Annotated in this window: 22 protein-coding genes and 5 tRNA genes; 18 read left to right on the forward strand and 9 right to left on the reverse strand. The window is 41.6% G+C overall.

Annotated elements, in window-relative coordinates:
• The first annotated feature begins 3 nt into the window (after positions 1-3).
• The 7 genes from rimM to TAO_RS04295 all read left to right on the forward strand — a co-directional run bounded on the left by rimM (position 4) and on the right by TAO_RS04295 (position 4,442).
• Positions 4-528 carry a ribosome maturation factor RimM gene (rimM, locus tag TAO_RS04265; protein WP_096526774.1) on the forward strand — a complete coding sequence of 175 codons (525 nt, stop codon included), beginning with the start codon at positions 4-6 and terminating at the stop codon, positions 526-528.
• A 28-nt stretch (positions 529-556) separates the two neighbouring features.
• The gene (gene trmD, locus TAO_RS04270) at positions 557-1,300 is read left to right on the forward strand and encodes a tRNA (guanosine(37)-N1)-methyltransferase TrmD (protein ID WP_096526775.1); all 744 of its coding nucleotides are present in this window, start codon (positions 557-559) and stop codon (positions 1,298-1,300) included.
• 11 nt (positions 1,301-1,311) lie between these two features.
• Entirely contained in the window at positions 1,312-1,665 is a 354-nt protein-coding gene (gene rplS, locus TAO_RS04275) for a 50S ribosomal protein L19 (RefSeq protein ID WP_096526776.1), read from the forward strand.
• Between the two features lie 41 nt (positions 1,666-1,706).
• Complete coding sequence (locus TAO_RS04280; RefSeq protein ID WP_231910578.1) at positions 1,707-2,201, forward strand: methylated-DNA--[protein]-cysteine S-methyltransferase; 495 nt, start codon at positions 1,707-1,709, stop codon at positions 2,199-2,201.
• Positions 2,170-3,105, forward strand: coding sequence for a site-specific tyrosine recombinase XerD (gene xerD, locus TAO_RS04285; RefSeq protein ID WP_096526777.1), 936 nt, complete (start codon positions 2,170-2,172; stop codon positions 3,103-3,105). The genes TAO_RS04280 and xerD overlap by 32 nt, the downstream gene beginning before the upstream one ends.
• A 99-nt stretch (positions 3,106-3,204) precedes the next feature.
• The gene (locus TAO_RS04290) at positions 3,205-3,687 is read left to right on the forward strand and encodes a YajQ family cyclic di-GMP-binding protein (protein WP_096526778.1); all 483 of its coding nucleotides are present in this window, start codon (positions 3,205-3,207) and stop codon (positions 3,685-3,687) included.
• 14 nt (positions 3,688-3,701) lie between these two features.
• Positions 3,702-4,442 carry a DsbC family protein gene (locus TAO_RS04295; protein ID WP_096526779.1) on the forward strand — a complete coding sequence of 247 codons (741 nt, stop codon included), beginning with the start codon at positions 3,702-3,704 and terminating at the stop codon, positions 4,440-4,442.
• A 23-nt stretch (positions 4,443-4,465) separates the two neighbouring features.
• Here the strand turns inward: TAO_RS04295 and lpxH are convergent, their stop codons facing one another.
• Positions 4,466-5,176, reverse strand: coding sequence for a UDP-2,3-diacylglucosamine diphosphatase (gene lpxH / locus TAO_RS04300; protein WP_096526780.1), 711 nt, complete (start codon positions 5,174-5,176; stop codon positions 4,466-4,468).
• A gap of 16 nt (positions 5,177-5,192) precedes the next feature.
• Entirely contained in the window at positions 5,193-5,786 is a 594-nt protein-coding gene (locus TAO_RS04305) for a peptidylprolyl isomerase (RefSeq protein WP_096526781.1), read from the reverse strand.
• Positions 5,787-5,919: 133 nt separating this feature from the next.
• On the opposite strand from TAO_RS04305, the gene gltX reads away from it, so the two are divergent.
• Positions 5,920-7,332 (forward strand): glutamate--tRNA ligase, encoded by a 1,413-nt coding sequence (gltX, locus tag TAO_RS04310; protein WP_096526782.1) that lies wholly within the window; start codon positions 5,920-5,922, stop codon positions 7,330-7,332.
• Between the two features lie 63 nt (positions 7,333-7,395).
• Positions 7,396-8,814 carry a cysteine--tRNA ligase gene (gene cysS, locus TAO_RS04315; RefSeq protein ID WP_096526783.1) on the forward strand — a complete coding sequence of 473 codons (1,419 nt, stop codon included), beginning with the start codon at positions 7,396-7,398 and terminating at the stop codon, positions 8,812-8,814.
• Positions 8,815-8,847: 33 nt separating this feature from the next.
• Here cysS and folD read toward each other — a convergent pair whose 3' ends face one another.
• Positions 8,848-9,705, reverse strand: a complete 858-nt coding sequence (gene folD, locus TAO_RS04320) for a bifunctional methylenetetrahydrofolate dehydrogenase/methenyltetrahydrofolate cyclohydrolase FolD (protein ID WP_096526784.1) — start codon at positions 9,703-9,705, stop codon at positions 8,848-8,850.
• A gap of 120 nt (positions 9,706-9,825) precedes the next feature.
• Here folD and TAO_RS04325 point away from each other — a divergent pair.
• Positions 9,826-9,902, forward strand: a tRNA-Pro gene (locus TAO_RS04325).
• Positions 9,903-9,961: 59 nt separating this feature from the next.
• Positions 9,962-10,038: transfer RNA gene (locus tag TAO_RS04330), tRNA-Arg, on the forward strand.
• 186 nt (positions 10,039-10,224) lie between these two features.
• On the opposite strand, the gene TAO_RS04335 is transcribed toward TAO_RS04330, so the two are convergent.
• The 3 genes from TAO_RS04335 to TAO_RS04345 form a co-directional block, all read right to left on the reverse strand.
• Complete coding sequence (locus TAO_RS04335) at positions 10,225-10,731, reverse strand: hypothetical protein (protein WP_096526785.1); 507 nt, start codon at positions 10,729-10,731, stop codon at positions 10,225-10,227.
• A gap of 198 nt (positions 10,732-10,929) precedes the next feature.
• Positions 10,930-11,268 carry a hypothetical protein gene (locus tag TAO_RS04340; protein ID WP_096526786.1) on the reverse strand — a complete coding sequence of 113 codons (339 nt, stop codon included), beginning with the start codon at positions 11,266-11,268 and terminating at the stop codon, positions 10,930-10,932.
• 123 nt (positions 11,269-11,391) lie between these two features.
• Positions 11,392-12,000 (reverse strand): carbonic anhydrase, encoded by a 609-nt coding sequence (locus tag TAO_RS04345; protein ID WP_096526787.1) that lies wholly within the window; start codon positions 11,998-12,000, stop codon positions 11,392-11,394.
• A gap of 282 nt (positions 12,001-12,282) precedes the next feature.
• Between TAO_RS04345 and TAO_RS04350 the strand changes: the two genes are divergently transcribed.
• The 7 genes from TAO_RS04350 to TAO_RS04385 all read left to right on the forward strand — a co-directional run bounded on the left by TAO_RS04350 (position 12,283) and on the right by TAO_RS04385 (position 18,261).
• A tRNA-His gene (locus TAO_RS04350) sits at positions 12,283-12,358 on the forward strand.
• 24 nt (positions 12,359-12,382) lie between these two features.
• A tRNA-Lys gene (locus tag TAO_RS04355) sits at positions 12,383-12,458 on the forward strand.
• A gap of 176 nt (positions 12,459-12,634) precedes the next feature.
• The gene (locus TAO_RS09750; RefSeq protein WP_197702516.1) at positions 12,635-14,335 is read left to right on the forward strand and encodes a DpnII family type II restriction endonuclease; all 1,701 of its coding nucleotides are present in this window, start codon (positions 12,635-12,637) and stop codon (positions 14,333-14,335) included.
• 68 nt (positions 14,336-14,403) lie between these two features.
• Positions 14,404-14,477, forward strand: a tRNA-Gly gene (locus tag TAO_RS04370).
• Positions 14,478-14,664: 187 nt separating this feature from the next.
• The gene (locus TAO_RS04375) at positions 14,665-15,396 is read left to right on the forward strand and encodes a retropepsin-like aspartic protease family protein (protein ID WP_096526788.1); all 732 of its coding nucleotides are present in this window, start codon (positions 14,665-14,667) and stop codon (positions 15,394-15,396) included.
• Between the two features lie 52 nt (positions 15,397-15,448).
• Positions 15,449-17,383: a S9 family peptidase gene (locus TAO_RS04380; RefSeq protein WP_096526789.1), complete on the forward strand. Its 1,935-nt coding sequence runs from the start codon at positions 15,449-15,451 to the stop codon at positions 17,381-17,383.
• A 299-nt stretch (positions 17,384-17,682) separates the two neighbouring features.
• The gene (locus TAO_RS04385; RefSeq protein WP_096526790.1) at positions 17,683-18,261 is read left to right on the forward strand and encodes a hypothetical protein; all 579 of its coding nucleotides are present in this window, start codon (positions 17,683-17,685) and stop codon (positions 18,259-18,261) included.
• Between the two features lie 33 nt (positions 18,262-18,294).
• Here the strand turns inward: TAO_RS04385 and TAO_RS04390 are convergent, their stop codons facing one another.
• The 3 genes from TAO_RS04390 to TAO_RS04400 all read right to left on the reverse strand — a co-directional run bounded on the left by TAO_RS04390 (position 18,295) and on the right by TAO_RS04400 (position 21,323).
• On the reverse strand, positions 18,295-19,143 hold the full coding sequence (locus tag TAO_RS04390; RefSeq protein ID WP_269459381.1) for a cation diffusion facilitator family transporter: 849 nt from the start codon (positions 19,141-19,143) through the stop codon (positions 18,295-18,297).
• Between the two features lie 69 nt (positions 19,144-19,212).
• Positions 19,213-20,067, reverse strand: coding sequence for a glutaminyl-peptide cyclotransferase (locus TAO_RS04395; RefSeq protein WP_096526792.1), 855 nt, complete (start codon positions 20,065-20,067; stop codon positions 19,213-19,215).
• Positions 20,068-20,528: 461 nt separating this feature from the next.
• Positions 20,529-21,323: an inositol monophosphatase family protein gene (locus tag TAO_RS04400; protein WP_096527755.1), complete on the reverse strand. Its 795-nt coding sequence runs from the start codon at positions 21,321-21,323 to the stop codon at positions 20,529-20,531.
• Positions 21,324-21,415 lie beyond the last annotated feature (92 nt).

A 21,415-nucleotide genomic window follows, 5' to 3' on the forward strand; every position in this document is an offset into this window, starting at 1 on the left:
ACGTTGGAGCAAAATACAGAAGACAATAATAACCGTTATGTCCTTATTGGGCATATTTCAGGGTTATATGGTGTCCAGGGGTGGGTTCGAGTGCACTCCTATACGGAACCTCAAAATAATATTTTGCACTATATGCCTTGGTATTTGCGGCAAGATAGCGGTTGGTTGGAACGAAAGCTGATAAATGGGCGTGTGCATGGTAAGAGTATTGTGGTGGCTCTAGAAGGTATTAATAACCGAGATTTAGCTACATCATGGGTTAATCATGAAATTGCTGTTCATTGTAGACAGTTACTTCCCTTAGGTAGGGATGAATACTATTGGGCCGATCTAATCGGGTTGCAGGTAGTTACTGAATATGGTGTTGTGCTTGGTCAGGTTAATCAACTACTTGAGACCGGGGCTAATGATGTGCTTGTTGTTCAAGGAGAACGAGAACGATTGATTCCCTTTTTAATTGGATTAACCATAAAACAAATAGATTGTACACAAAAATTAATGACAGTTAGCTGGGATCCGGATTTTTAGTAGATATTTTTCCTGAAAAAGATTAAGCGTGTATTTTGGCGTAGTTACCTTGTTTCCGAGCATGTTCAACGCGTTGACGGATTATGGAGTGATAGGACGCGCTATAAAACGAGGAATAGCTAAGTTAAGCTTATGGAACCCTAGGGATTTTTCTTATGATCGGCACCGTACTGTAGACGATCGACCCTATGGAGGGGGTCCGGGTATGGTGATGGGGTTTCAACCTCTGCGGGATGCCATTCGTGCTGGACGAGATCAACTAGGAGAGAGATCCCGTGTATTGTATCTTTCTCCTCAGGGGAAGCGGTTAGATCAGGCAAGATTAAAGACGTTAGTGGCCAAAGAGGCACTACTTTTAGTTGCTGGGCGTTATGAGGGAGTGGATGAGCGCCTTATTGAACAGGAAGTGGATGAAGAGTGGTCTATTGGAGACTACGTTTTAAGCGGGGGAGAGCTAGCTGCGATGGTGCTGATTGATGGGGTGGTACGCCTACTACCAGAGGTATTGGGTGCAGAGGATTCTGCACAGCAGGATTCCTTTGTAAATGGCTTGTTAGATTACCCCCATTACACTCGACCTGAGATCATTGAAGGACATCGGGTGCCCTCAGTATTACTTAGCGGTGATCATAAAGCAATTTACCGTTGGCGACTAAAACAGGCTTTGGGGCGTACTTGGGTTAAGCGGCCAGATTTGTTAAATAAGCGAGTATTAGATCGAGAGCAGCAACATTTACTTATGGAATTTATTCAAGAATATTATGGGAAATAGAGGAAAAGGATATGAGCAACGGTACTAATATTATTAAAGCCATTGAAGCTGAACAATTAAAACAGGATCTACCAGAATTTAATCCAGGAGATACGGTTCAGGTACAAGTTCGGGTAAAAGAAGGTAGCCGGGAGCGTCTGCAGGCTTTTGAAGGGGTGGTCATCGCTAAGCGTAATCGCGGCCTGAATTCTTCTTTTACCGTACGAAAAGTCTCCCATGGAGAAGGTGTTGAACGGGTTTTTCAAACCCATAGCCCTGTACTAGCGAGTATTCAGGTGAAACGCCAAGGTAATGTGCGTCGCGCTAAGCTTTATTATTTACGTGATCGAACAGGTAAAGCAGCTCGCATTAAAGAAAAAATTTAAACACTTACCATAAATGAGGATGTTTTTTATCGGGTAAGTCTATGCCTATGGTAAATCCCAATTATGATGCCGTTATAGCAACTTCTTTAGGAAGATTGGGGTTATCTACTTTTAAGAAAGGGCTAGCTGGGTTGGATTTTTTAGCCCCAGAAACGCCAGAGCGTCTTCCCGTTTCTCCAGTTGCCTGTGAAGCTGTTGCTCAGCTTCAGGCTTATTTTTCTGATCCTAGAATAATGTTTACGTTACCGCTTTTTCCTCAAGGTACCGTATTTCAAAAACGGATTTGGGAGACTCTAAATACTATACCCATGGGTTTAACTGTCACCTATGGTACGCTTGCTAGCCAGCTAAAGACAAGCGCAAGAGCAATAGGGGGAGCGTGCCGTGCTAACCCTTTGCCGATCTTTATTCCCTGTCATCGGGTAGTATCTAAGCAAGGTTTAGGTGGCTATAGCGGTGCTATAACAGGACCTCATTTGGATACTAAGATATGGTTATTACGCCATGAGGCAGGGAGTGCCAGTAGTAAGTTTTAAAAGTGGGATTTTAAAAATCGATCAAGAATACTTGGCACATTTTCTGGAGTCTCTTTGGTTAGAAAAGGGATTGGCAGAAAACACTGTAGCCGCTTATCGTTCCGATCTGAAAGCTTTCTCTAAGTGGCTATATCCTCAAGGGCGAGTATTAATTGAGGCACAGCGGGAGGATTTATTAACCTATCTTACCCATCAGCTGGATAGGGGTAAAAAAGCTGGAAGTATAGCGCGATCCCTTGCTAGTTTACGCTGTTTTTATGGATATTTAGTACGGGAGAAAATTTGTGTTAATGATCCTAGCACTCGTATTGAATCGCCTAAACTTGGAAGATCTCTACCTAATTCATTAACTGAAAAGGAAGTAGAAGTACTCCTTGTGACTCCAGATCCTAGTTGTGTCCTAGGCTTACGGGATCGGGCAATGCTAGAAGCCTTATATGCAACAGGGCTACGGGTTTCTGAATTAGTAAGTTTAACTTTATCCCAGATCAATATTCGGCAGGGTGTGGTACGCTTAAGTGGTAAAGGGAATAAAGAGCGCTTAGTGCCTTTAGGGGAGATAGCACTCAGTTGGCTAGACCGTTACTACTGTGAAGTGCGCCCAGAGCTACTTAAAGGGCAAGTAAGTGACATACTATTTCTTACTCGGCGTAAAACTGCTATGACTCGGCAAGCTTTCTGGTATTTAATTAAACGTTATGCCCGCCAAGCTGGGATCCAAAAGACGCTTTCACCTCATACTTTACGCCATGCCTTTGCTACCCATCTCCTAAATCACGGAGCAGATCTACGGGTAGTGCAGATGTTGCTTGGGCACAGGGATCTTTCAACGACGCAAATCTATACTCATGTGGCGATGGATCGGTTGCAGCAACTCCATCAGCAACATCATCCCCGCGGATAACCATTATTATCAGGATGGGTTTAGTTCCTAATCAGCTTACCTGATAATATACTTTAAACCATTGAAATAAACTTCATCTATTTTAGGAAAGTAGCTTAAATGCCCTCATTTGATGCGGTCTCTGAGATTGATAAGCATGAATTGCAAAATGCTATCGATCAGGTTAATCGAGAAGTGAGCACTCGTTTTGATTTTCGCGGGACAGAAGCACGTATTGAAGAATCCCAAGGAGAATTAACTTTAATTGCTGAAAGTGATTTTCAACTTCAACAGATACGAGCCATACTAGATATCAAAATAGCTAAACGAGGCTTAGACATAGGCTGCTTAGAGGCTAAAGAGCCAGAGATCTTGGGTAAAAGAGCACGCCAATCCGTTCAGGTTCGGCAAGGTATCGATAAGGAGACCGCGCGTAAAATTATTAAAATTGTGAAGGAGAGTAAACTTAAGGTTCAAGCAGCAATCCAAGGAGAGCAGGTGAGAATTTCAGGTAACAAGAGAGATGATTTACAGCAAGTGATCGCTTTACTTAAAGAGGCTGAGTTAAGTCTACCATTACAGTATATTAATTTTCGCGATTAATATGGAATAAAATTATGGAAAAAAAGATATCGGGCTTATTATTTGCTGGGACACTGGCAGTGTTCTCCGTATTAGTAGTTGCGGATGAGAAGATCACCTCTGTACAAACTGCTTTGAAAAAATTCATGCCAGGCGTTCAGCTACAAAGTATTAAACCTACTCCTATCCCCGGTCTCTATGAAATAGTTATAGAAGGACAGGTACTTTATTTCAGTGAAGATGGTCGCTATGCAGTTCAAGGACAGTTGGTAGATTTAGCCACTCGGACTAACTTGACTGAAGAGCGAATGAACGCGGTACGCGCTAAAGCAATCAATGCTTTGGATAAACGAGATATGATTGTATTTGGCCCTAAAGAGGCTAAATATACAGTTAATATCTTTACTGATATTGACTGTCCTTATTGCCGTCAGATGCACCAGCATGTAGATGAATACAATAAACTAGGAATTAAAATTCGCTATCTCTCTTTCCCTCGAGCGGGTATTGGCTCTGCTTCTTATGATAAAGCTGTAGCCGTGTGGTGCGCTAAAGATCGTCAACAAGCATTAACTCAGGCTAAGGCAGATAAACCGATAGAGAATACTGCTAATAAATGCAAGAATCCAGTCGCTGATCAATTTAATCTAGGTCAATCTCTAGGCGTAAATGCAACGCCTACTTTGATTTTGGATGATGGGACGATGTTGCCTGGATTTATTCGCCCACAAGCACTTGTAAGTTTTTTAGAACAGCACTATGAAAAAACTAAATAAAAATAAAAGGGAAGTCTGGTAAATCAAGAAAGCGATAATCCTTCCTTAGTATAAGTTAATACGCTTTTACCCTGACTCCAATCACCAAGAACAATACGCTGCTTAGGGCAGTTATCAATTGAAAATCGGTGTATCGCTGGGCGATGGGTATGACCATGAATAATTTGATCAACGCTATAAGCTTGAATCGTAGCTTCAACCGTAGTTTGATTAACATCCATAAGTGTAAGTGGTTGGTACTGGGTGTGCTGCTGGCTTTGGCGGCGTAAATGTTTAGCAATAGCACGGCGCCATAATTGAGGTAATGCTAAATAAGTCCGAAGGATAATAGGCCGTCGTAGCCGAGCTCGGGCGTGTTGATAGACTTTATCATCGGTACAGAGAGTATCTCCATGCATTAATAAGGTAGGCGTACCGTAGAGATCTATAAAGGTAGGATCAGGCAAAATTTGACAACCGCTTGCTTGAGAAAAACGCTGACCCACAAGAAAATCACGATTCCCAGGCATGAAGTATACTGAGACACCTACCTTAGATAGATGGCGGAGGGCAGTAATAATCGCTAAACCCTCCGCAGTGGGCGCATCATCCCCGATCCAGTAATCAAATAGATCGCCGAGGATATAAAGTGCTTTTCCAAAAAGAGCTTCTTGGGAAAGGAATTGTAGTGCTTCTACTTGGGTTTCAGGACTCTTTGATCCAAGATGAAGATCTGAAATGAAAAATATAGCCACAGAAATCTACTATCTATTAATCTGTGATAACACTTGCTTTCTCTATAATCACAGGTTTTAAGGGTACATCGGTATATTGTCCTTGGCGGCCTGTTTTTACTTGTTGAATAGTGTCAACAATACTCATACCTTCGATAACATGGCCAAAAACGGCATATCCCCAACCTTGGCGGGTTTTACTCTGGAAGTCTAGAAAATCATTATTAGACGTGTTGATAAAAAATTGGGAAGTCGCCGAGTCTGGATCCGGAGTGCGAGCCATAGCAACAGTCCCTACTTCGTTTTTAATCCCATTGCTGGCTTCGTTTTTAATCGGGGCGTGGGTAGGTTTAGGATTAAGTTTTTGATCAAATCCTCCCCCTTGGATCATGAAATTACTAATGATCCGATGAAATAAAGTACCATTATAGAAGCCTTCATTTACATAACGAAGAAAGTTTTCTACAGAAAGTGGGGCTTTTTCTGGGTTAAGTTCGATTACAATATCCCCCAGAGTAGTTTGCAATTTGACTTTAGGTGGACTTTTAGTTGCTACACCACCATCAGCTTCAGCTGTTAATCCAAATATACCAAGTAGTAAGAAAATGAATGTTTTTTGAAAAACTCGCATATCAGTAGGCCTATAGTTAATATTTATTTCGTTGAAAAGGGATTATATTACTTAAATCATCCCTGATGAGTAGGCAAAACTTTAAGGTAGAGGATTTTGTTCTAAATAAACTTTTCCATTATTATGTTATTTCATGATGAAAACTGCAGTTAAAACTCGTTTTGCCCCTAGTCCCAGTGGGTTATTACATCTGGGAAATATGCGTACTGCTTTATTTAATGCTTTGTTAGCTCGCCGCACTCAGGGTTTATTTCTACTACGGATTGAGGATACAGATCAAGAACGAAGCACTGAAGACTATATAGAAGCACTGTTAAAAGATTTATGCTGGTTAGGTCTAGAGTGGCAAGAGGGGCCGGGAATTAAAGGAGAATTTAGCCCCTACCGACAATCTCAGCGGGATGCCATCTATCAAGATTATTTCCAGCAATTAGAAGCTAAGGGCTTAGCCTACCCTTGTTTTTGTTCTCAAGAAGAGCTTGAGCGGATTCGTAAGCAACAGTTAGCTGCCGGCCAACCTCCTCGTTATTTAGGTACTTGCGCTCGGCTTACTTTTGAGGAGGTAGAAAATAAGCTCGCTGGAGGATTAAAGCCAGCCTTGCGTTTTCGTATTCCATCCATTGCCGTTGTTGAATTTGAAGATTTGGTACGCGGTTCTCAGCATTTTACTGCCCGTGATATTGGAGACTTTATCATTCGGCGAGCAGATGAAACCCCTGCTTTTTTCTTCAGCAATGCTATTGATGATGCTTTAATGGGTATTACCCATGTCCTACGTGGTGAAGATCATTTAACAAATACGCCCCGTCAAATTTTATTACTTCAATCTTTAGGATTGCCAGTACCCTGTTATGGCCATATTGCAATGATTGTGGGCAGTGATGGGACTCCTCTATCAAAACGGCATGGTAGCCGTAGTATCTCGGAATTACGAGAAGCGGGATATTTGCCAAGTGCGATATATAATTATTTGGCGCGCTTAGGTCATCATTATGAGAACACAAGTTTTTTAGATCTAGATGGGTTAGCAGCTCAGTTTAATTTAGATCGTTTAGGAAAAGCGCCGGCTCGGTTTGATAGCCAGCAACTATATTATTGGCAGCGAGAGGCGTTAGCTCATAGCGATTTTGAGACTTTAAGACAGTGGCTAGGATCGGCAGTAGCCGATCAAGTTCCCACTGATAAATATCTAGAGTTTATTGAAATTATACGCCCCAATGTAGTGTTACCTGAAGATGCTCTGCGCTGGGCAGAAGCACTTTTCGGCGAAAATCTTGCGTTTAAAGATGAAGCCTTGGGTGTTATTTCCCAGGCTGGATCAGATTTTTTTGCGGCAGCACTTGCTGCAGTTGGCCATCATGGGGTTGATTTTAAAGTTGTAATAACCCAATTAAAGCAAACGACCAATGCTAAAGGTAAGTCGCTCTTTCTTCCCCTACGAGCTGCTTTAACGGGCAATTTAGATGGCCCAGAGTTAGCTCTGTTGTTCTCACTCATGGGCGTAACCCGGGTGCGGCAAAGGTTGCAGCGCTGCTTAGATTTATAAGTCGCTACACAATAATACATTATATTTTAACGTAACTATGTTTAAGCATTTGAAATTAAGGTTATGTTGTATATCTATAACAGTTTGACCGGAGAAAAAGAACAATTTATTCCCATTGAGCCGGGCAAGGTGCGTATATATGTGTGCGGCATGACAGTTTATGATTTATCTCATGTAGGCCATGCTCGGGTAATGGTAGTTTTTGATGTGGTCACGCGCTACTTGCGGGTTTGTGGGTTTGAGGTGACTTATGTCAGAAATATTACTGATATTGACGATAAGATTATTCGCCGTGCCTATGAGCGGGGTGAACGTATTCAAGAATTAACTGCTCGTTATATTCAAGCATTACATGAGGATTCTGCAAGTCTTCAAATTCTTCCCCCTGATCGGGAGCCTCGAGCTACTGAGTATATAGAATCTATTATTACCCTAGTACAGCAGTTATTAGATAAAAATTATGCCTACCAGGCTGAGAATGGGGATATTTATTTTGATGTTAGTCATTTTAAATCCTATGGCAATCTTTCTGGAAAGCGATTGGAAGATTTACGAGCGGGCGAGCGGGTTGAAATTAATGAGGCTAAGACAGATCCGTTAGACTTCGTACTCTGGAAGGCGGCTAAGCCCAATGAGCCAGCTTGGGATTCTCCTTGGGGTGCTGGCCGTCCTGGTTGGCATATTGAATGTTCTGCGATGTCTATGGAAGCATTAGGCGTTCATTTTGATATTCATGGAGGTGGCCAAGATTTACAATTCCCCCACCATGAAAATGAAATTGCCCAAAGTGAGGCGGCAACGGGCAGTAAATTTGTTAACTACTGGATGCACAATGGTTTTGTGCGTGTTGATGATGAAAAAATGTCTAAATCTTTAGGCAATTTTTTCACCATACGGGAGGTGTTACATCGTTATCATCCTGAGATACTGCGCTATTTTATTCTCTCCAGCCACTATCGTAGTCCGTTAAACTATACAGAATTACAACTCGATGCCGCTAAAGCGGCAGTTACCCGCTTGTATACTGCTTTGCGCGAAACGGCTAAAGAAGAAGATTCAGTACCAGTATTAATGGATTGGAGCGATCCTTTAGCTATTCGATTCCGAGAAATCATGGATGATGATTTTAATACGCCAGAAGCGTTGGCATTGTTAAATGAAATTAAGCACGAACTTAATCGTGCTCGGGAGGAGGGTAATACTAAATGGGTAAATCATTTGGCAAAATTACTACGATCATTAGGCGGTATTCTGGGGCTTCTAAACTATAATCCTGAGCAATTTCTTCGAGATCCAAGACAGGCTGATGGGAAAAGTGATAATGATTTCTCCTCTCAAGCAATTGAGCAGCTGATTGCCCAACGGGTGGCGGCTCGAAAAAATAAAGATTGGGCAGAGGCAGATCGTATTCGTCAGATTCTTAAAGACCAAGGTATTGCAATAGAAGATACTCAAACAGGAACTTTGTGGCGGCGTGGCTAGAGGTTAACTACTGTCTATAAGGTGTGCTGGTCATTATTTATGATGTAGCTGTTCAGCAGCATAGAGAGTATTTTGTAGCAAGGTTGCGATAGTCATGGGGCCTACCCCGCCAGGCACAGGAGTAATCCAGGCGGCTCGCTTTTGAGCTGACTCAAAATCTACATCACCCACTAAAGTGCCATCAGGTTGTCGATTAAACCCCACATCAATCACGATTGCACCCAGTTTGATCCACTTTCCTTGAATTAAATGAGGCTTCCCAGCGGCGGTCACTAAAATATCTGCTTTTGAGATATGTTGGGCTAAGTCATTACTCCAGCGATGGCATATAGTGACTGTGCAGCCAGCGAGCAATAACTCTAGCGCCATTGGTCGCCCAACAATGTTAGAAGCGCCTATCACTACTGCTTCTAAACCTTTAAGATCCCGTCCTATGGTTTGTAATAAAGTGATGACTCCATAGGGAGTACAGGGTCTAAGGCTAGGTAATCGTAAAGCCAGCCGTCCAATATTATAAGGATGAAAACCATCTACATCTTTATTAGGGTGGATGCGCTCGGTGATCTGATCGGGGCAAATATGTTTTCCAAGAGGTAATTGAACTAGGATACCATCTATTGTTGGATCAGCGTTAAGCTGATCAATTAGTGTTAGCAGATCTGATTGAGTCGTATCTGCTGGCAGATCATAGGCTAAGGATTTAAAACCTACATCTTCGCAAGCTCGCCGTTTACTGCGCACATAAGCTTGAGAGGCGGGATCAGTACCAAGAAGTATTACCGATAATCCTGGGGGCCTTATTCCTACGGCAATCCACTCTTGAACTTGCTGTTTAATATTTTGCCGAATAGTAGCAGCGATGGCTTTACCATCAAGGATTTTAGCAACCATGAAAGTCCTTATGTTTGGAATATAAACTATAGGCTGTCATTATAATTATATAAGATATAAAACTGAAATTAGCATAGGTTTATTGACGATTGAGTTAACCCATCGTAATATGTTTGCTTTCGGGGTATAGCGCAGTCTGGTAGCGCATCTGCTTTGGGAGCAGAGGGTCGGGGGTTCAAATCCCTCTACCCCGACCAGCCTATTGAAAAAGATAATGCCTGCTCTCCAGTTTATGGACTGCAAGGAAGCTGCCTATGCGCCCGTAGCTCACACGGATAGAGCATCGGCCTTCTAAGCCGAGGGTAGCAGGTTCGAATCCTGCCGGGCGCGCCAATTTTATTATAAGTACACACCTATACGAGCTATAAAAAACCCCCGTCTTGGGAGTTTCTATACCTCGTTATTCGGTATCTCTATACATTTTTCTTAAAAAACATAACTATAAAGATAAAAAATTCTGATCAGCTAAGGGGTGCGCCGTTTTTATATGTACCCTTCAGAGTATTAATTTTTAGCAGATTACCTTAATTGTACTGGAGCGCCAATAAGCCCATTAGCATCTAGGTTTATATTATCTATAGTGCCTAATTTGGGGTCGTAGCGGTTATTAGATAAATAAGCTGGGTCAGCATTGTAGTGATTGTCAGGTAGAGGAAATGGGATATAGGGATCATAGCCTATATTAGAATTATAGTCGTTATTGGTTAGATTATTACCTGTAGTAAAGCTGTCACATGGGATCATTGGGCCATTTGGTGTATTTAGGCAGTTTGGGTTATGGAAAAAATCAGCTCCAAAAAAAATGTAGTAGTTGTTAGGTAAAGGTGATGATGTGTAGGGATCATAGCCTATATCAGGATCATAGTGGTTACTGGGCAGTTTGCCGTCCGTTATAAAGTTATTACATATACCAGCTGGGTCGCTATTGCCTAGTATATTTAGGCAGTTAGAAAAATCAGCTGCGAAAATACTAATGGGTAACGCAGTCGCAAGAGCGGCCAATAAGATGATATGTTTAGTGTTCATAACACCCTCCTTCTTGCTTCTCTACAGTGAGATAAGTTTAGGCTACAGTAGCTGATTTCGCCACCTAAATAATAAGGATTAGCTTGAAATAAATAATAAAGACTACCGTTATTTGCTATGCTAACAAGGAGGCACTTTCTAGTTGGTTGAGGGGTACATTACTCCTGCACCCCTCAAGAGTATTAATTCTTAAGCAGATTATCGTGATCGTATAGGGGTTCCAATAAGCCCCTCTATATTTATATTCGTATTACCCATAGCACCTGACCTAGGATTATAGTGGTTATTCGATAAATAATATGAGTTACCATTGTAATAATTATTAGGTACAGTTGCAGTTGTGTAGGGATTATAGTGTGTATCAGGATCGTAGTGATTATTAGGTAGGATACCTCCTCCCGAAAAGCTGCTACAGGTGCTGATTGCGCTGGGGGGTGTATTTAAACACCCAGGGTTATAAGGGTAATCAGCTGTAAAAGCAGCGATGGGTAATGTAGTTGCAAGAATGGTCGATGAAATGATTGGCTTAATATTCATAACATCCTCCTTTTTGCTTCCCTAGCGAAGAATAAGTCTAGACTATAATCAATGAATTCGCTACCCAAGCGAAGGTATTCATTCAAATATAGCTATTAACCTATTAAAAGTTATACAAAAAAATTAAAAGTCAAAGAAAGTGACTTCACCAGTTTCCAGCGAATACTCAGCCCCAACAATCATAATTTCATTATTTTTAACCATATTTTCTAATACTTCTGTGCTGTAGCGGAGCTGATTGACAGAGGCAGCTACATTTGCTCGTATGCATTCCTGCCATAAGGATTCAAGGTTATTCTTTAGAGTAGTATGATATAAAGGCTCAATGGATGAGCGCACTCGATTTACAATCGACATTAAGTTACGCGAAGGCAGTCGATCGGGTTGTTCTAGGGTATCAATCGTTGATTTGACTGCACCACAACGACTATGCCCAAGTACTACGACTAATGGGCAATCAAAGTATTCCACTGCAAATTCAACGCTACCTACAATAGAGGGAGCAACAATATTTCCAGCGATACGAATAACGAATAAATCTCCCAGTCCTTGATCGAAAACTATCTCTACTGGGACTCGCGAATCGGAGCATCCTAGAATTGTGGCAAAAGGATTTTGCCCTTGGGTAAGCTTAGCTCGCTTGGCACTATGTTTATCCCCTGAAGTTTGGCCATTAATAAAATTTTGATTACCTTGTTTTAATCGATGTAAAGCTTGTTGGGCAGAAATCACGTTGTTTTCCTAGGTTATTTAAAAATAAATAATAAAATTTCTTATTTTAAAAATTTTAATGATAGTTGTTATTTAAGGAATGAATGTTGTTTCAATACTAGATTCGCAATAAAATAACGTTGATTTTAGCAGTACGGTTTATCCTTGGAAGGAAGGGGGCTGCTGTCTATAAAGGTTTGGATTTGGATACTAAGCGGTCACTGGCCAAAGTAGCCTATGAAACGAAAATTTATCAGATTGGTAAAATTTCAAATAATTAGGCTATAATAGCAACCTTTAATGGTGGGCGTAGCTCAGTTGGTAGAGCGCAGGATTGTGGCTCCTGTGGTCGTGGGTTCAAGTCCCATCGCTCACCCCAAATTAGAGACAAGGTTAATTATTGGGGCCATTAGCTCAATTGGTAGAGCAGCTGACTCTTAATCAGTAGGTTCAAGGTTCGAGTCCTTGATGGCCCACCAAAATCTGACCTATAGAGTATTTTACCCACCAATTTAGCCCCATGGGGTGTTATTCCCCAAATGGAGTATTTTTTCCTCCAGCTCCCTCTTTTTGGACAGTAAAATGGATTCTTGCCTAGGATACACCTTTCGCGCTATTTAATTTTGCGCTTACCAATTATCATCATAGGGAAAAATTGCTGGCAGAAAAACCAAAGCCGTTTATAAAATGGGTCGGCGGAAAAAGACAGCTACTTAAGCAATTTCGAGATCTTAAATTATACCCACCAGAAGGGTTTAATCCCCTCACAAATACTTACTTTGAGCCGTTTGTGGGCGGCGGCGCTGTTTTTTTTGATTTGCTCCCGCAAAAGGCAGCATTATCCGATCTCAACCAAGAATTGGTCATCACTTACAACGTGATAAAAAATGAGGTGGATGGGCTGATTAAATCCCTCAAAAAACATCCCTACCACAAGGAATATTATTTAAACATTCGCGCAAAGAAAGTTGAGGATTTATCTCATATTGAGATTGCTTCGCGCTTCATTTATCTCAATCGCACCGGTTTTAACGGTCTGTATCGCGTCAATAAGCGTGGCGAATTTAATGTGCCTTTGGGTCGTTACACTCATCCTCTCATTTGTGATGAAGAAAACCTACACTGTGTTTCTAAAGTGCTACAAAATACTACAATAAAATGCCAAGACTACAAAGAAGTATTAAAGCAAGCAAAGAAGGGAGATTTTATCTACTTCGATCCCCCCTATTTTCCTATGAGCAAAACGGCCTCGTTCACTGCCTATACCGCGGCGGGCTTTTTAGAAAAAGAACAGCTAGCACTACGAGATACTTTCGTAGCGTTATCCAAAAGAGGCTGTTTTGTCATGTTATCCAACTCAGATACGCCTTTTATCAATGAAATATATTCAGGTATTCAAGGCGTAAAAATTAATCAAATGATGGCCGCTCGGGCAATCAATTCAAATGCCGCTAGGCGGGGAAAGATAACAGAGCTGTTAATAACCAACTACCAGATGCTAAAGAAAGATTTCAACTATTTAGTTTCAACATTTAAAAGCTCAATCAAAACTTGGGATTACTTTGTAAATTGGAGCAAGGTATTTTCTAACAGCTCCGAATTGGAAATAGTATTAAACAAATTGAACTACCTACTTGGAAAAGAAAACCTCAAAGAGGAATTTACTAAGCTTTACAACACTAATCCCGACATCGTTGGAGCATTGCCCGTATTGTTAGCGGTGCGCGAGAACACGCTTGAAGTTTTTGATAAAGAAACCAAAAATTCAGAATTTTTTGATTTTTCTGGCCAAGAAAAAGGGGCAGAAAAGTATTTTGAGTTTTTAGATAAATCGGGTCTTGTGCGGCTGTTCCAAAAGGGCGGAATTAAAAATCTCGTTGATTATGTTTTGGGTGTTGAGGTTGGGCTAGATAGTAATGGTCGGAAAAATCGCGGCGGTTCATTGATGGAAAAAACTGTGGGGGTATTTCTCGCTGATTTTTGTAAACAAAACAGCTTTGAATATCTACCACAGGCACGGGCAAGTACAATCAAAGCAAAGTGGAGCTTTGATGTCAAAGTAGATAAATCAGAAAGAAGTTTTGACTTTGCTATTTATAACCCAAAGACCAATAAGCTAAAATTATTTGAAGCCAACTTTTATAATGGCGGTGGCTCAAAACTAAAAACGGTGTGCGGAGAATTCAGAAGTCTTTACGATGAGCTTAGAGCACAAAACATAGATTTTATTTGGATTACCGACGGACTAGGTTGGCGTACGGCAAAACGCCCGCTTGAGGAAACCTATAACCATAACGAATATATTTTTAATCTCAAGATGCTAGAAACAGGAATTTTAAGTGAGCTGGTATGGTAGCAATCTCAAGAAACAAGGCTTTCAATTACTTGCCAGATGGCACCATGATGCGTAAACTTATGTAGGTTGCGGGTGTAGTTCAATGGTAGAACTTCAGCTTCCCAAGCTGATAGCGTGGGTTCGATTCCCATCACCCGCTCCAATCATTTCAATCGGCACGCTATAGCCATACCTTAAGTATGGATTCACCTCTCAAATACACTTCTGAATTTTTAGCAAATAATACCTAACTTTGCTTGGATCGGGGTAAACCTATGTTCAAAAGACAATAGTTTTTTGTGTGTAGAGATGTGTTTTAATATCATATCAGTAATTTTGAGCTTAAAATCATGGATAACAGAGGTGGGTATTTGGGGCTATTTATCAGCTTTATTGTGATCAGCCAGCTGATACTGGGATATCTCAATAGAGCCTATGGGGCTGTTAATAATTTCGATGAAACACTACAGGATGAGTTAAAAGCGATAGCTACGAAGCATGATATCCTCATCAAGGGGCTAGATAAAACCCGTGAGATTTCAGCCCGCCCTTTAATACAAGGCTCTTTACAGGAACAGCTACAGGGTCTTTTAATTAATTTTAATTACGTCTTTATTCATGCCGCTGATAGCGGTATTAAAGAAGTGCTTATTTTAAGTCAGAAAAAAGCTGCTCCTGAGATACCCGATCAGATCATTTTAAATACTACCCGAAAGGGTAATCATCACCTTGTTCAAGTGGCGGTTCAAGGCCCTAATTATGCCAGCGTAGGGGTTTCCCTATTAGTGGATACGGGGGCCTCTCTAGTCGTTCTCCCTGCCTCTATAATTCCTAGGTTGGGGTTTTCTTCAGGTCAGCTGGAAAATCAGAAAATACAGACTGCCAATGGCTTACTTGATGCCAGTATCGGCCAGTTAAATTCCTTGAAAATTGGCGCTGCGATTATCTACGGTGTTAACGCAGCTTTTATCGCTGATAATTTATTAGGCGCTAATGGACTGTTGGGTATGAATGTATTAGGACGGTATTTGGTCACCATTAATGATCAGCAAAACCTGATTACTCTAAGTAGGCAACGTTAAGGTTTGCCTAACGCTACAAATAACAGCTCTTATATAAGGATTGGGAGGCAATATGTCCGCGTCTTTAGAAAAACCTTATGGATCTTGGGAATCGCCTATTACGGCTGATCTAACCGCATCAGCAACCGTTAGTTTAGGACAAATAGCCCTTAATGGAAAAATTATTTACTGGACGGAAACCCGCCCTCATGAAGGCGGTCGATGCGTAATTGTGTGCCAAACTGAGGACGGAAAAATAAAGGATATTAACCCCGCGCCTTATAGTGCTAAAAGCCGAGTCCATGAATATGGGGGCGGGGCTTTTTTAGCTACAGCAGATTCAGTGTTCTTTTCCAACTTTGAAGATCAAAGAATATACCGGCAAAAGTTAGAAGCCGATCCTAAGCCGATTACCCCAGAGGGCAATTATCGCTATGCGGATGCGGTTTTTGATCAGCAGCGGAATCGGCTTATTTGTGTTCGGGAAGATCATAGCCAGAAAGGGGCAGAGGCTATCAATACCTTGGTCGCTATCTCGCTGGAGGATCAGGGATCAATCTCAGTATTGGCTTCAGGAGCTGATTTTTATGCCTCACCTCGTCTTAGCCCTGATGGGAATGCTTTAGCTTGGTTGTCTTGGAATCACCCCAATATGCCTTGGGATGGTACAGAGCTTTGGCTAGCGCAGGTAGATAAAGCGGGTAATTTAGCGCAGGAGCAGTCCGTAGCCGGCTCAAGAGAGGAATCTATTTTTCAGCCAGAGTGGTCGCCAGGAGGGGTTTTATATTTTATCTCTGATCGAAATGGATGGTGGAATCTGTATCGGTGGTATCAAGGAAGTGTAGCGGCGGTTATACAGATGGAAGCTGAATTTGGTTTACCTCAATGGATTTTTGGCCAATCGACCTATGCTTTTACGGCAGCAGATCGAATTATCTGTACTTACAGTAGTCATGGCATCAGCCATTTAGCGGTCATTGATCCGGCCAGTTGCAGCTTAAAAGAGATTAAAACCCCCTATATTGCTATGAGTGCTTTACGGGCTAATTCTGAGCAGGTGGTATTTATTGCTGCTTCACCAACAGAATTTTCGGCAATTGTGCAATTAGATCTGGCTACCGAAGGGTTAAAAGTATTGCAGCGATCTAGCGAGATGACTCTTGATCCAGGTTATCTTTCCATTGCGCAAGCCCTTGAATTTCCAGTAGCCGATGGGGTGAGCGCCTATGGTTTCTTTTATCCGCCCAAGAATAAGGATTTCAGCGCCCCAGCAGAGGATGAACGACCCCCTTTATTGGTTATCAGTCACGGGGGGCCCACTGGGGCGGCTCATAATGCCCTTGAGCTAAAAATTCAATATTGGACTAGCCGAGGTATAGCCGTGCTGGATGTGAATTATCGAGGCAGTTCTCATTATGGAAGAGCATACCGGCAGCAGCTAAAAGGACAATGGGGGATTGTCGATGTGGATGATTGTATCAGTGGTGCTTTGTATTTGGTGCAGCAAGGAGGCGCTGATCCTAAGCGTTTAGCTATTCGAGGTAGCAGCGCGGGTGGTTTTACTACCCTTGCCGCGTTAACATTTCGGGGGGTATTTAAGGCGGGGGCTAGCTACTATGGCGTGAGTGATTTAGAAGCGTTAGCCAAGGAGACTCATAAATTTGAATCCCGTTACTTAGATTGGCTCATTGGCCCTTATCCAGCACAAGCGGATTTGTACATTGCCCGTTCACCTATCCACGCGGTGGATAAGCTTTCTTGTCCTACTATTTTCTTTCAAGGTTTAGAAGATAAGGTGGTTCCTCCTGATCAAGCCAAGGCGATGGTTAACGCCTTAAGAAAAAAGAAATTGCCCGTGGCTTGTATTTTCTTTGAAGATGAGCAGCATGGTTTTTGCAAAGCAGAAAATATCAGCCGAGCACTAACAGCTGAACTTTATTTTTATGCCCAGGTGTTTGGTTTTAGCTTGGCTGATGAAGTTGAACCCATCGTAATTGAGAATCTTTAGGTTTGGCGAATACCTCTTATCACACCACACTAGATAAGTAAGTCAGACCAGTAAAATATTCTGCTGTAGTTGAAGGTGCGCTGCGTAAAAAAGATGTGAGTTATTCTTATTTAAAGTTTATTCTTAAAGCTCGAACTATTTATAGCATGATTAAAAAATGAGCGCTGATATTTTTCCCTAGCAATTGTTCACCTGGAAATATATTTAAATTCTGCGCCAAAATAAGCTCTTTTTCTAAGAAAATAGAAGATAGAGCCGCTAAATTAGCCAAAATATTATCACAGCAAGAAAATGGTAATTTGGTTGATGCTTTAACATTCTTTATTAGAGAAGTTATAAGAAATGTTTTTGAGCATAGTCGCTCAGAGGCTGTTGAGTATTGTGCTCAATACTGGCCATCTTATGATAGTGTGGAGATATTTATCTCTGATAACGGCATTGGTTTGAGAAAGTCTCTCTCAATGAACCCATACCTTAGAATAGAAAACCACTCAGACGCTATACGGTTATCCCTTACACCATCTATATCAAGTAAAAATTATAAGGGAATTAAGGTAGATAGAAATAATCCATGGCATAACTCAGGTTTTGGTCTTTATATGATTAGTCGAATTTGTAAATTAGGTGGTAGCTTTCTTATTTGTAGTGGTGATCATGCAATTATTTTAGACAAGCAAGGAAAACAGCATTTGAATACAGGGCATACTTTTTCAGGAACAATAGTAAGTATGATATTAGATACTAGCAGATTAGAAGCCTTATCTAAGATGCTAGCAAAATTTACACGCGATGGACATCGAATAGCCTCTGAAATTAAAAAAAACGGTGTATATACAGCATCCGCTGCTTCCCAAATGTTATATCGAGATTTTTCATGAAGCTAAAACAAGCCTACTTTTAGAGGGGCTTCTTTACCTAGACTTATCACAATGAGGTCCTTCACAGGCGGAAGATTCTATTTGCAGAGTGATATGCTGAATACCAAATTGTGTTTTCAGTAGTTCCATGAGTTGTCCTTGTAGTTGGGTAGCATTTTCATGCTCTGGCACGACAATATGGGCGGCTATGGCGGGTTGAGAGCTACTCAGCGCCCATATATGGAGATCATGCACAGAATCTACCCCAGGTGTTGCCGACAATGCTGCCCGAATTTCATGGGTATCTATCCCTTTAGGAGCACTTTCCATAAGCACATTGCCAGCCTCATGCATTAGTGCCCAGATGCGAGGTAGCATCCATAAGCCAATCAATATACTTAAGATCGAATCGATAATATTCCAGCCAGTAAACAGAATAAGAACAGTTCCTATCAGTACAGCCATTGAGCTGAATAGATCTCCCCAAGCTTCAAGATAAGCCCCCTTAATGCTTAGATTTTCCCTGCTACTAACCCTAAGTAGATACACTGCAATAATATTCACTATTAAACCTATTCCAGCGATCACTAAAATACTAGAGGCTGCTATTTCTGGTGGGTGTCTAAATCTATGAGCCGCCTCCCATAGAATATAACCGGCGACAGCAAATAATATGATTCCGTTGATCATGGCTCCGATGGCCTCTACCCGTATATAACCAAAAGTACGCTTGGCATCAGGGGGACGACGACCCAAGCGCACGGCGATTAGGGCGATAATTAGCGTGGAAATATCACTAGCGATATGGGTGGCATCCGATAATAGGGCTAAGCTGTTAGTGAGGAATGCGCCAATAATTTCGGTGATTAAAAAACCTCCATTTAGCAGCAACACCCATTGCAACGATTTTTCGTGGCTAAGTCCATCAATGCCGTGATGATGTTTCGCGCTTATTTTAGCTACTCCTGGTGGTTACATAGTGAGTTTGATTTCAAACAAGCTCGGCCAATATTTTCCAGTCACAAATAACCGATCTTGCTGTTCATCATAAGCAATACCATTGAGCACATCGGCAGCACGATTATAGCTCCCTTGGTTTAATAACCCAGCAAGGTTTATCCAGCCTAATATCTGCCCAGTTTCGGGTGAAATCCTAGCGATGTAATGGGTGAGCCAGACATTGGCATAGATTTCACCCTTCACATATTCTAGCTCATTCAGCTGAGTCACCAGAGTAGTACCGTCATGGATCGGTAACCGCTTGATCAATTGGAAGCTTTTTGGGTCTAAGAAATAAAGAGTAGAGCTACCATCGCTCATAATAAGGTGCTGGCTATCATGGGTAATGCCCCAGCCTTCTGTGGGATAAAAGAATTCATGAAGCGGGCTAAAGGTGGTTTGATCATATACAAACCCTACTTTTTCCTGCCAAGTTAATTGGATCAATTTATCCTGCCAGAGGGTGAGTCCTTCGCCAAAATAGCGGCTGGGTAATGTATATTGCTGCAATACTATCCCAGTCTCTAGCGCTACCTTTCTTACAGTGGATTGGCCATATTGGCCGGTACTTTCATAGAGAAAACCTGCGTTAAAAATTAATCCTTGGGTAAAAGCCCTAGGGTCGTGGGGGTAGTGATGGATAATTTGATAGCCATAGATAGGTGCGCTGGAATTTACTGATATGGTTGCATGATATAAGCGAGGCAAAAAATCCTTCTGTACTAAAGCACCTAGCCCTTTAGCTTCTCCATATCCAAATACTAAAATAATGCCTAAAATTATAGTGGGTAAAAGCAAAAAAATAGATTGTTTAACAATGGGAGTCATATGAAATTTTACTACTGTTATAACTATAACGTCTAAAAGGGCTTATTTACCTATGCAGCCTATTATAGTTATCGACTAACCTAATTGAATATATGATTTTAAACCCCTCCCTGAGTTAAAAATGATTAATCAGGAGGCTATTTGTTTGGCTAAAGTCAAGAGTTTATTTTAAATACTCACAAACTTATCCCGTGGGTGATGAATTGGATTTAATCCCTAGACGATAGGGTATTTATTTTTGCTATAGTTTATAACTATTTGATTTTATTTAATTTATTATAACTGTATATTTTATCACCAAATTGTTATGAAGCTTGTTGCTGCATGGCTTACAACCATTAAATTTTGTGTTATCCACAGAGTTATCCACAATTTTTGTGGATAACTCCCTTAACCCTAGTATCCTCGCGCTGTATCCAGCTAAAGGTATTAAAATAAGCCTAGCGTTACGCTTTAAAAACTTAGTGGGTAATGTTTAACCAAGAGATCCACTCATGAAACAGGGCTTTTTCTAGCGCTGCGGCCACTGATCGAGGCTGAAGGGTAGGCTGGAATACCCGCTCTCCCGCTAAAGTGAGGGCATGGCCTCCCGCCTCACTCAGTATTAAACTACCGGCGGCATAATCCCAGAGTTTTTGCCGGCCATGAAGATAAACATGGCCACGACCAGCGGCTATCCAACACCAATCTAAGGCCACGGATCCTAAACTGCGTTGAGAACTGTAAGGGGGATTTGTGGCTAAGCGGGCAGCTAGATCAGAAGGCAAGCGTTTAAGATCCACCAGTCCAATACCGCTTTGCAATGAAGAAATAGGGCGGTGCTGTCCTAGGGGTTTTCCATTAAGCTGTACCCCTTGGCCTTTTTGGGCGCTAAAACATTCGTTGCGTAGCGGATCATACACGATTCCTAATACTACTTGCTGCTTTAAAATCAAGGCCAAGGAAACGCTGAAACAAGGTATCCCAGCAGCAAAGTTACGGGTGCCATCTAGGGGATCTAGACACCAGACTCCTTGATCCGTATTTTCTAATAGCCGGTGTTGGGCTTCTTGTTCCATCTCCTCACTGAGAAACGCAAACTGAGGCCAATGGGTGGTAAGGGCTTGCTCGATCTGATTTTGCATCGCTAAATCCGCCTCGGTAAGTAGGCTGCCGTCTGCTTTCCATTGGCTTTTAACGGTAGCAAACCGAGGTAAGAGTTGCTCTTGAGCAATGCCCACAATCATCTGGCTGAGTTGTTCTAAATTAGGATACATAAGCATTGATTTACTCCTAGGATAGTTAAGAAAATAAGCCCTTTCTCATATTGTTGTCATTATGTATTCTACGAGGTAGCCTTTGATTTAAA

Source organism: Candidatus Nitrosoglobus terrae (assembly GCF_002356115.1).
Taxonomy (GTDB): domain Bacteria; phylum Pseudomonadota; class Gammaproteobacteria; order Nitrosococcales; family Nitrosococcaceae; genus Nitrosoglobus; species Nitrosoglobus terrae.

Bases quoted from the DNA above. Each gene is read 5' to 3' on its own strand.
- rplS (WP_096526776.1), top strand. From the start codon at position 1,312: ATGAGCAACGGTACTAATATTATTAAAGCCATTGAAGCTGAACAATTA.
- TAO_RS04280 (WP_231910578.1), top strand. From the start codon at position 1,707: ATGCCTATGGTAAATCCCAATTATGATGCCGTTATAGCAACTTCTTTA.
- xerD (WP_096526777.1), top strand. From the start codon at position 2,170: ATGAGGCAGGGAGTGCCAGTAGTAAGTTTTAAAAGTGGGATTTTAAAA.
- TAO_RS04290 (WP_096526778.1), top strand. From the start codon at position 3,205: ATGCCCTCATTTGATGCGGTCTCTGAGATTGATAAGCATGAATTGCAA.
- TAO_RS04295 (WP_096526779.1), top strand. From the start codon at position 3,702: ATGGAAAAAAAGATATCGGGCTTATTATTTGCTGGGACACTGGCAGTG.
- TAO_RS04305 (WP_096526781.1), bottom strand. From the start codon at position 5,786: ATGCGAGTTTTTCAAAAAACATTCATTTTCTTACTACTTGGTATATTT.
- gltX (WP_096526782.1), top strand. From the start codon at position 5,920: ATGATGAAAACTGCAGTTAAAACTCGTTTTGCCCCTAGTCCCAGTGGG.
- cysS (WP_096526783.1), top strand. From the start codon at position 7,396: ATGTTGTATATCTATAACAGTTTGACCGGAGAAAAAGAACAATTTATT.
- folD (WP_096526784.1), bottom strand. From the start codon at position 9,705: ATGGTTGCTAAAATCCTTGATGGTAAAGCCATCGCTGCTACTATTCGG.
- TAO_RS04335 (WP_096526785.1), bottom strand. From the start codon at position 10,731: ATGAACACTAAACATATCATCTTATTGGCCGCTCTTGCGACTGCGTTA.
- TAO_RS04340 (WP_096526786.1), bottom strand. From the start codon at position 11,268: ATGAATATTAAGCCAATCATTTCATCGACCATTCTTGCAACTACATTA.
- TAO_RS04375 (WP_096526788.1), top strand. From the start codon at position 14,665: ATGGATAACAGAGGTGGGTATTTGGGGCTATTTATCAGCTTTATTGTG.
- TAO_RS04380 (WP_096526789.1), top strand. From the start codon at position 15,449: ATGTCCGCGTCTTTAGAAAAACCTTATGGATCTTGGGAATCGCCTATT.
- TAO_RS04395 (WP_096526792.1), bottom strand. From the start codon at position 20,067: ATGACTCCCATTGTTAAACAATCTATTTTTTTGCTTTTACCCACTATA.
- TAO_RS04400 (WP_096527755.1), bottom strand. From the start codon at position 21,323: ATGTATCCTAATTTAGAACAACTCAGCCAGATGATTGTGGGCATTGCT.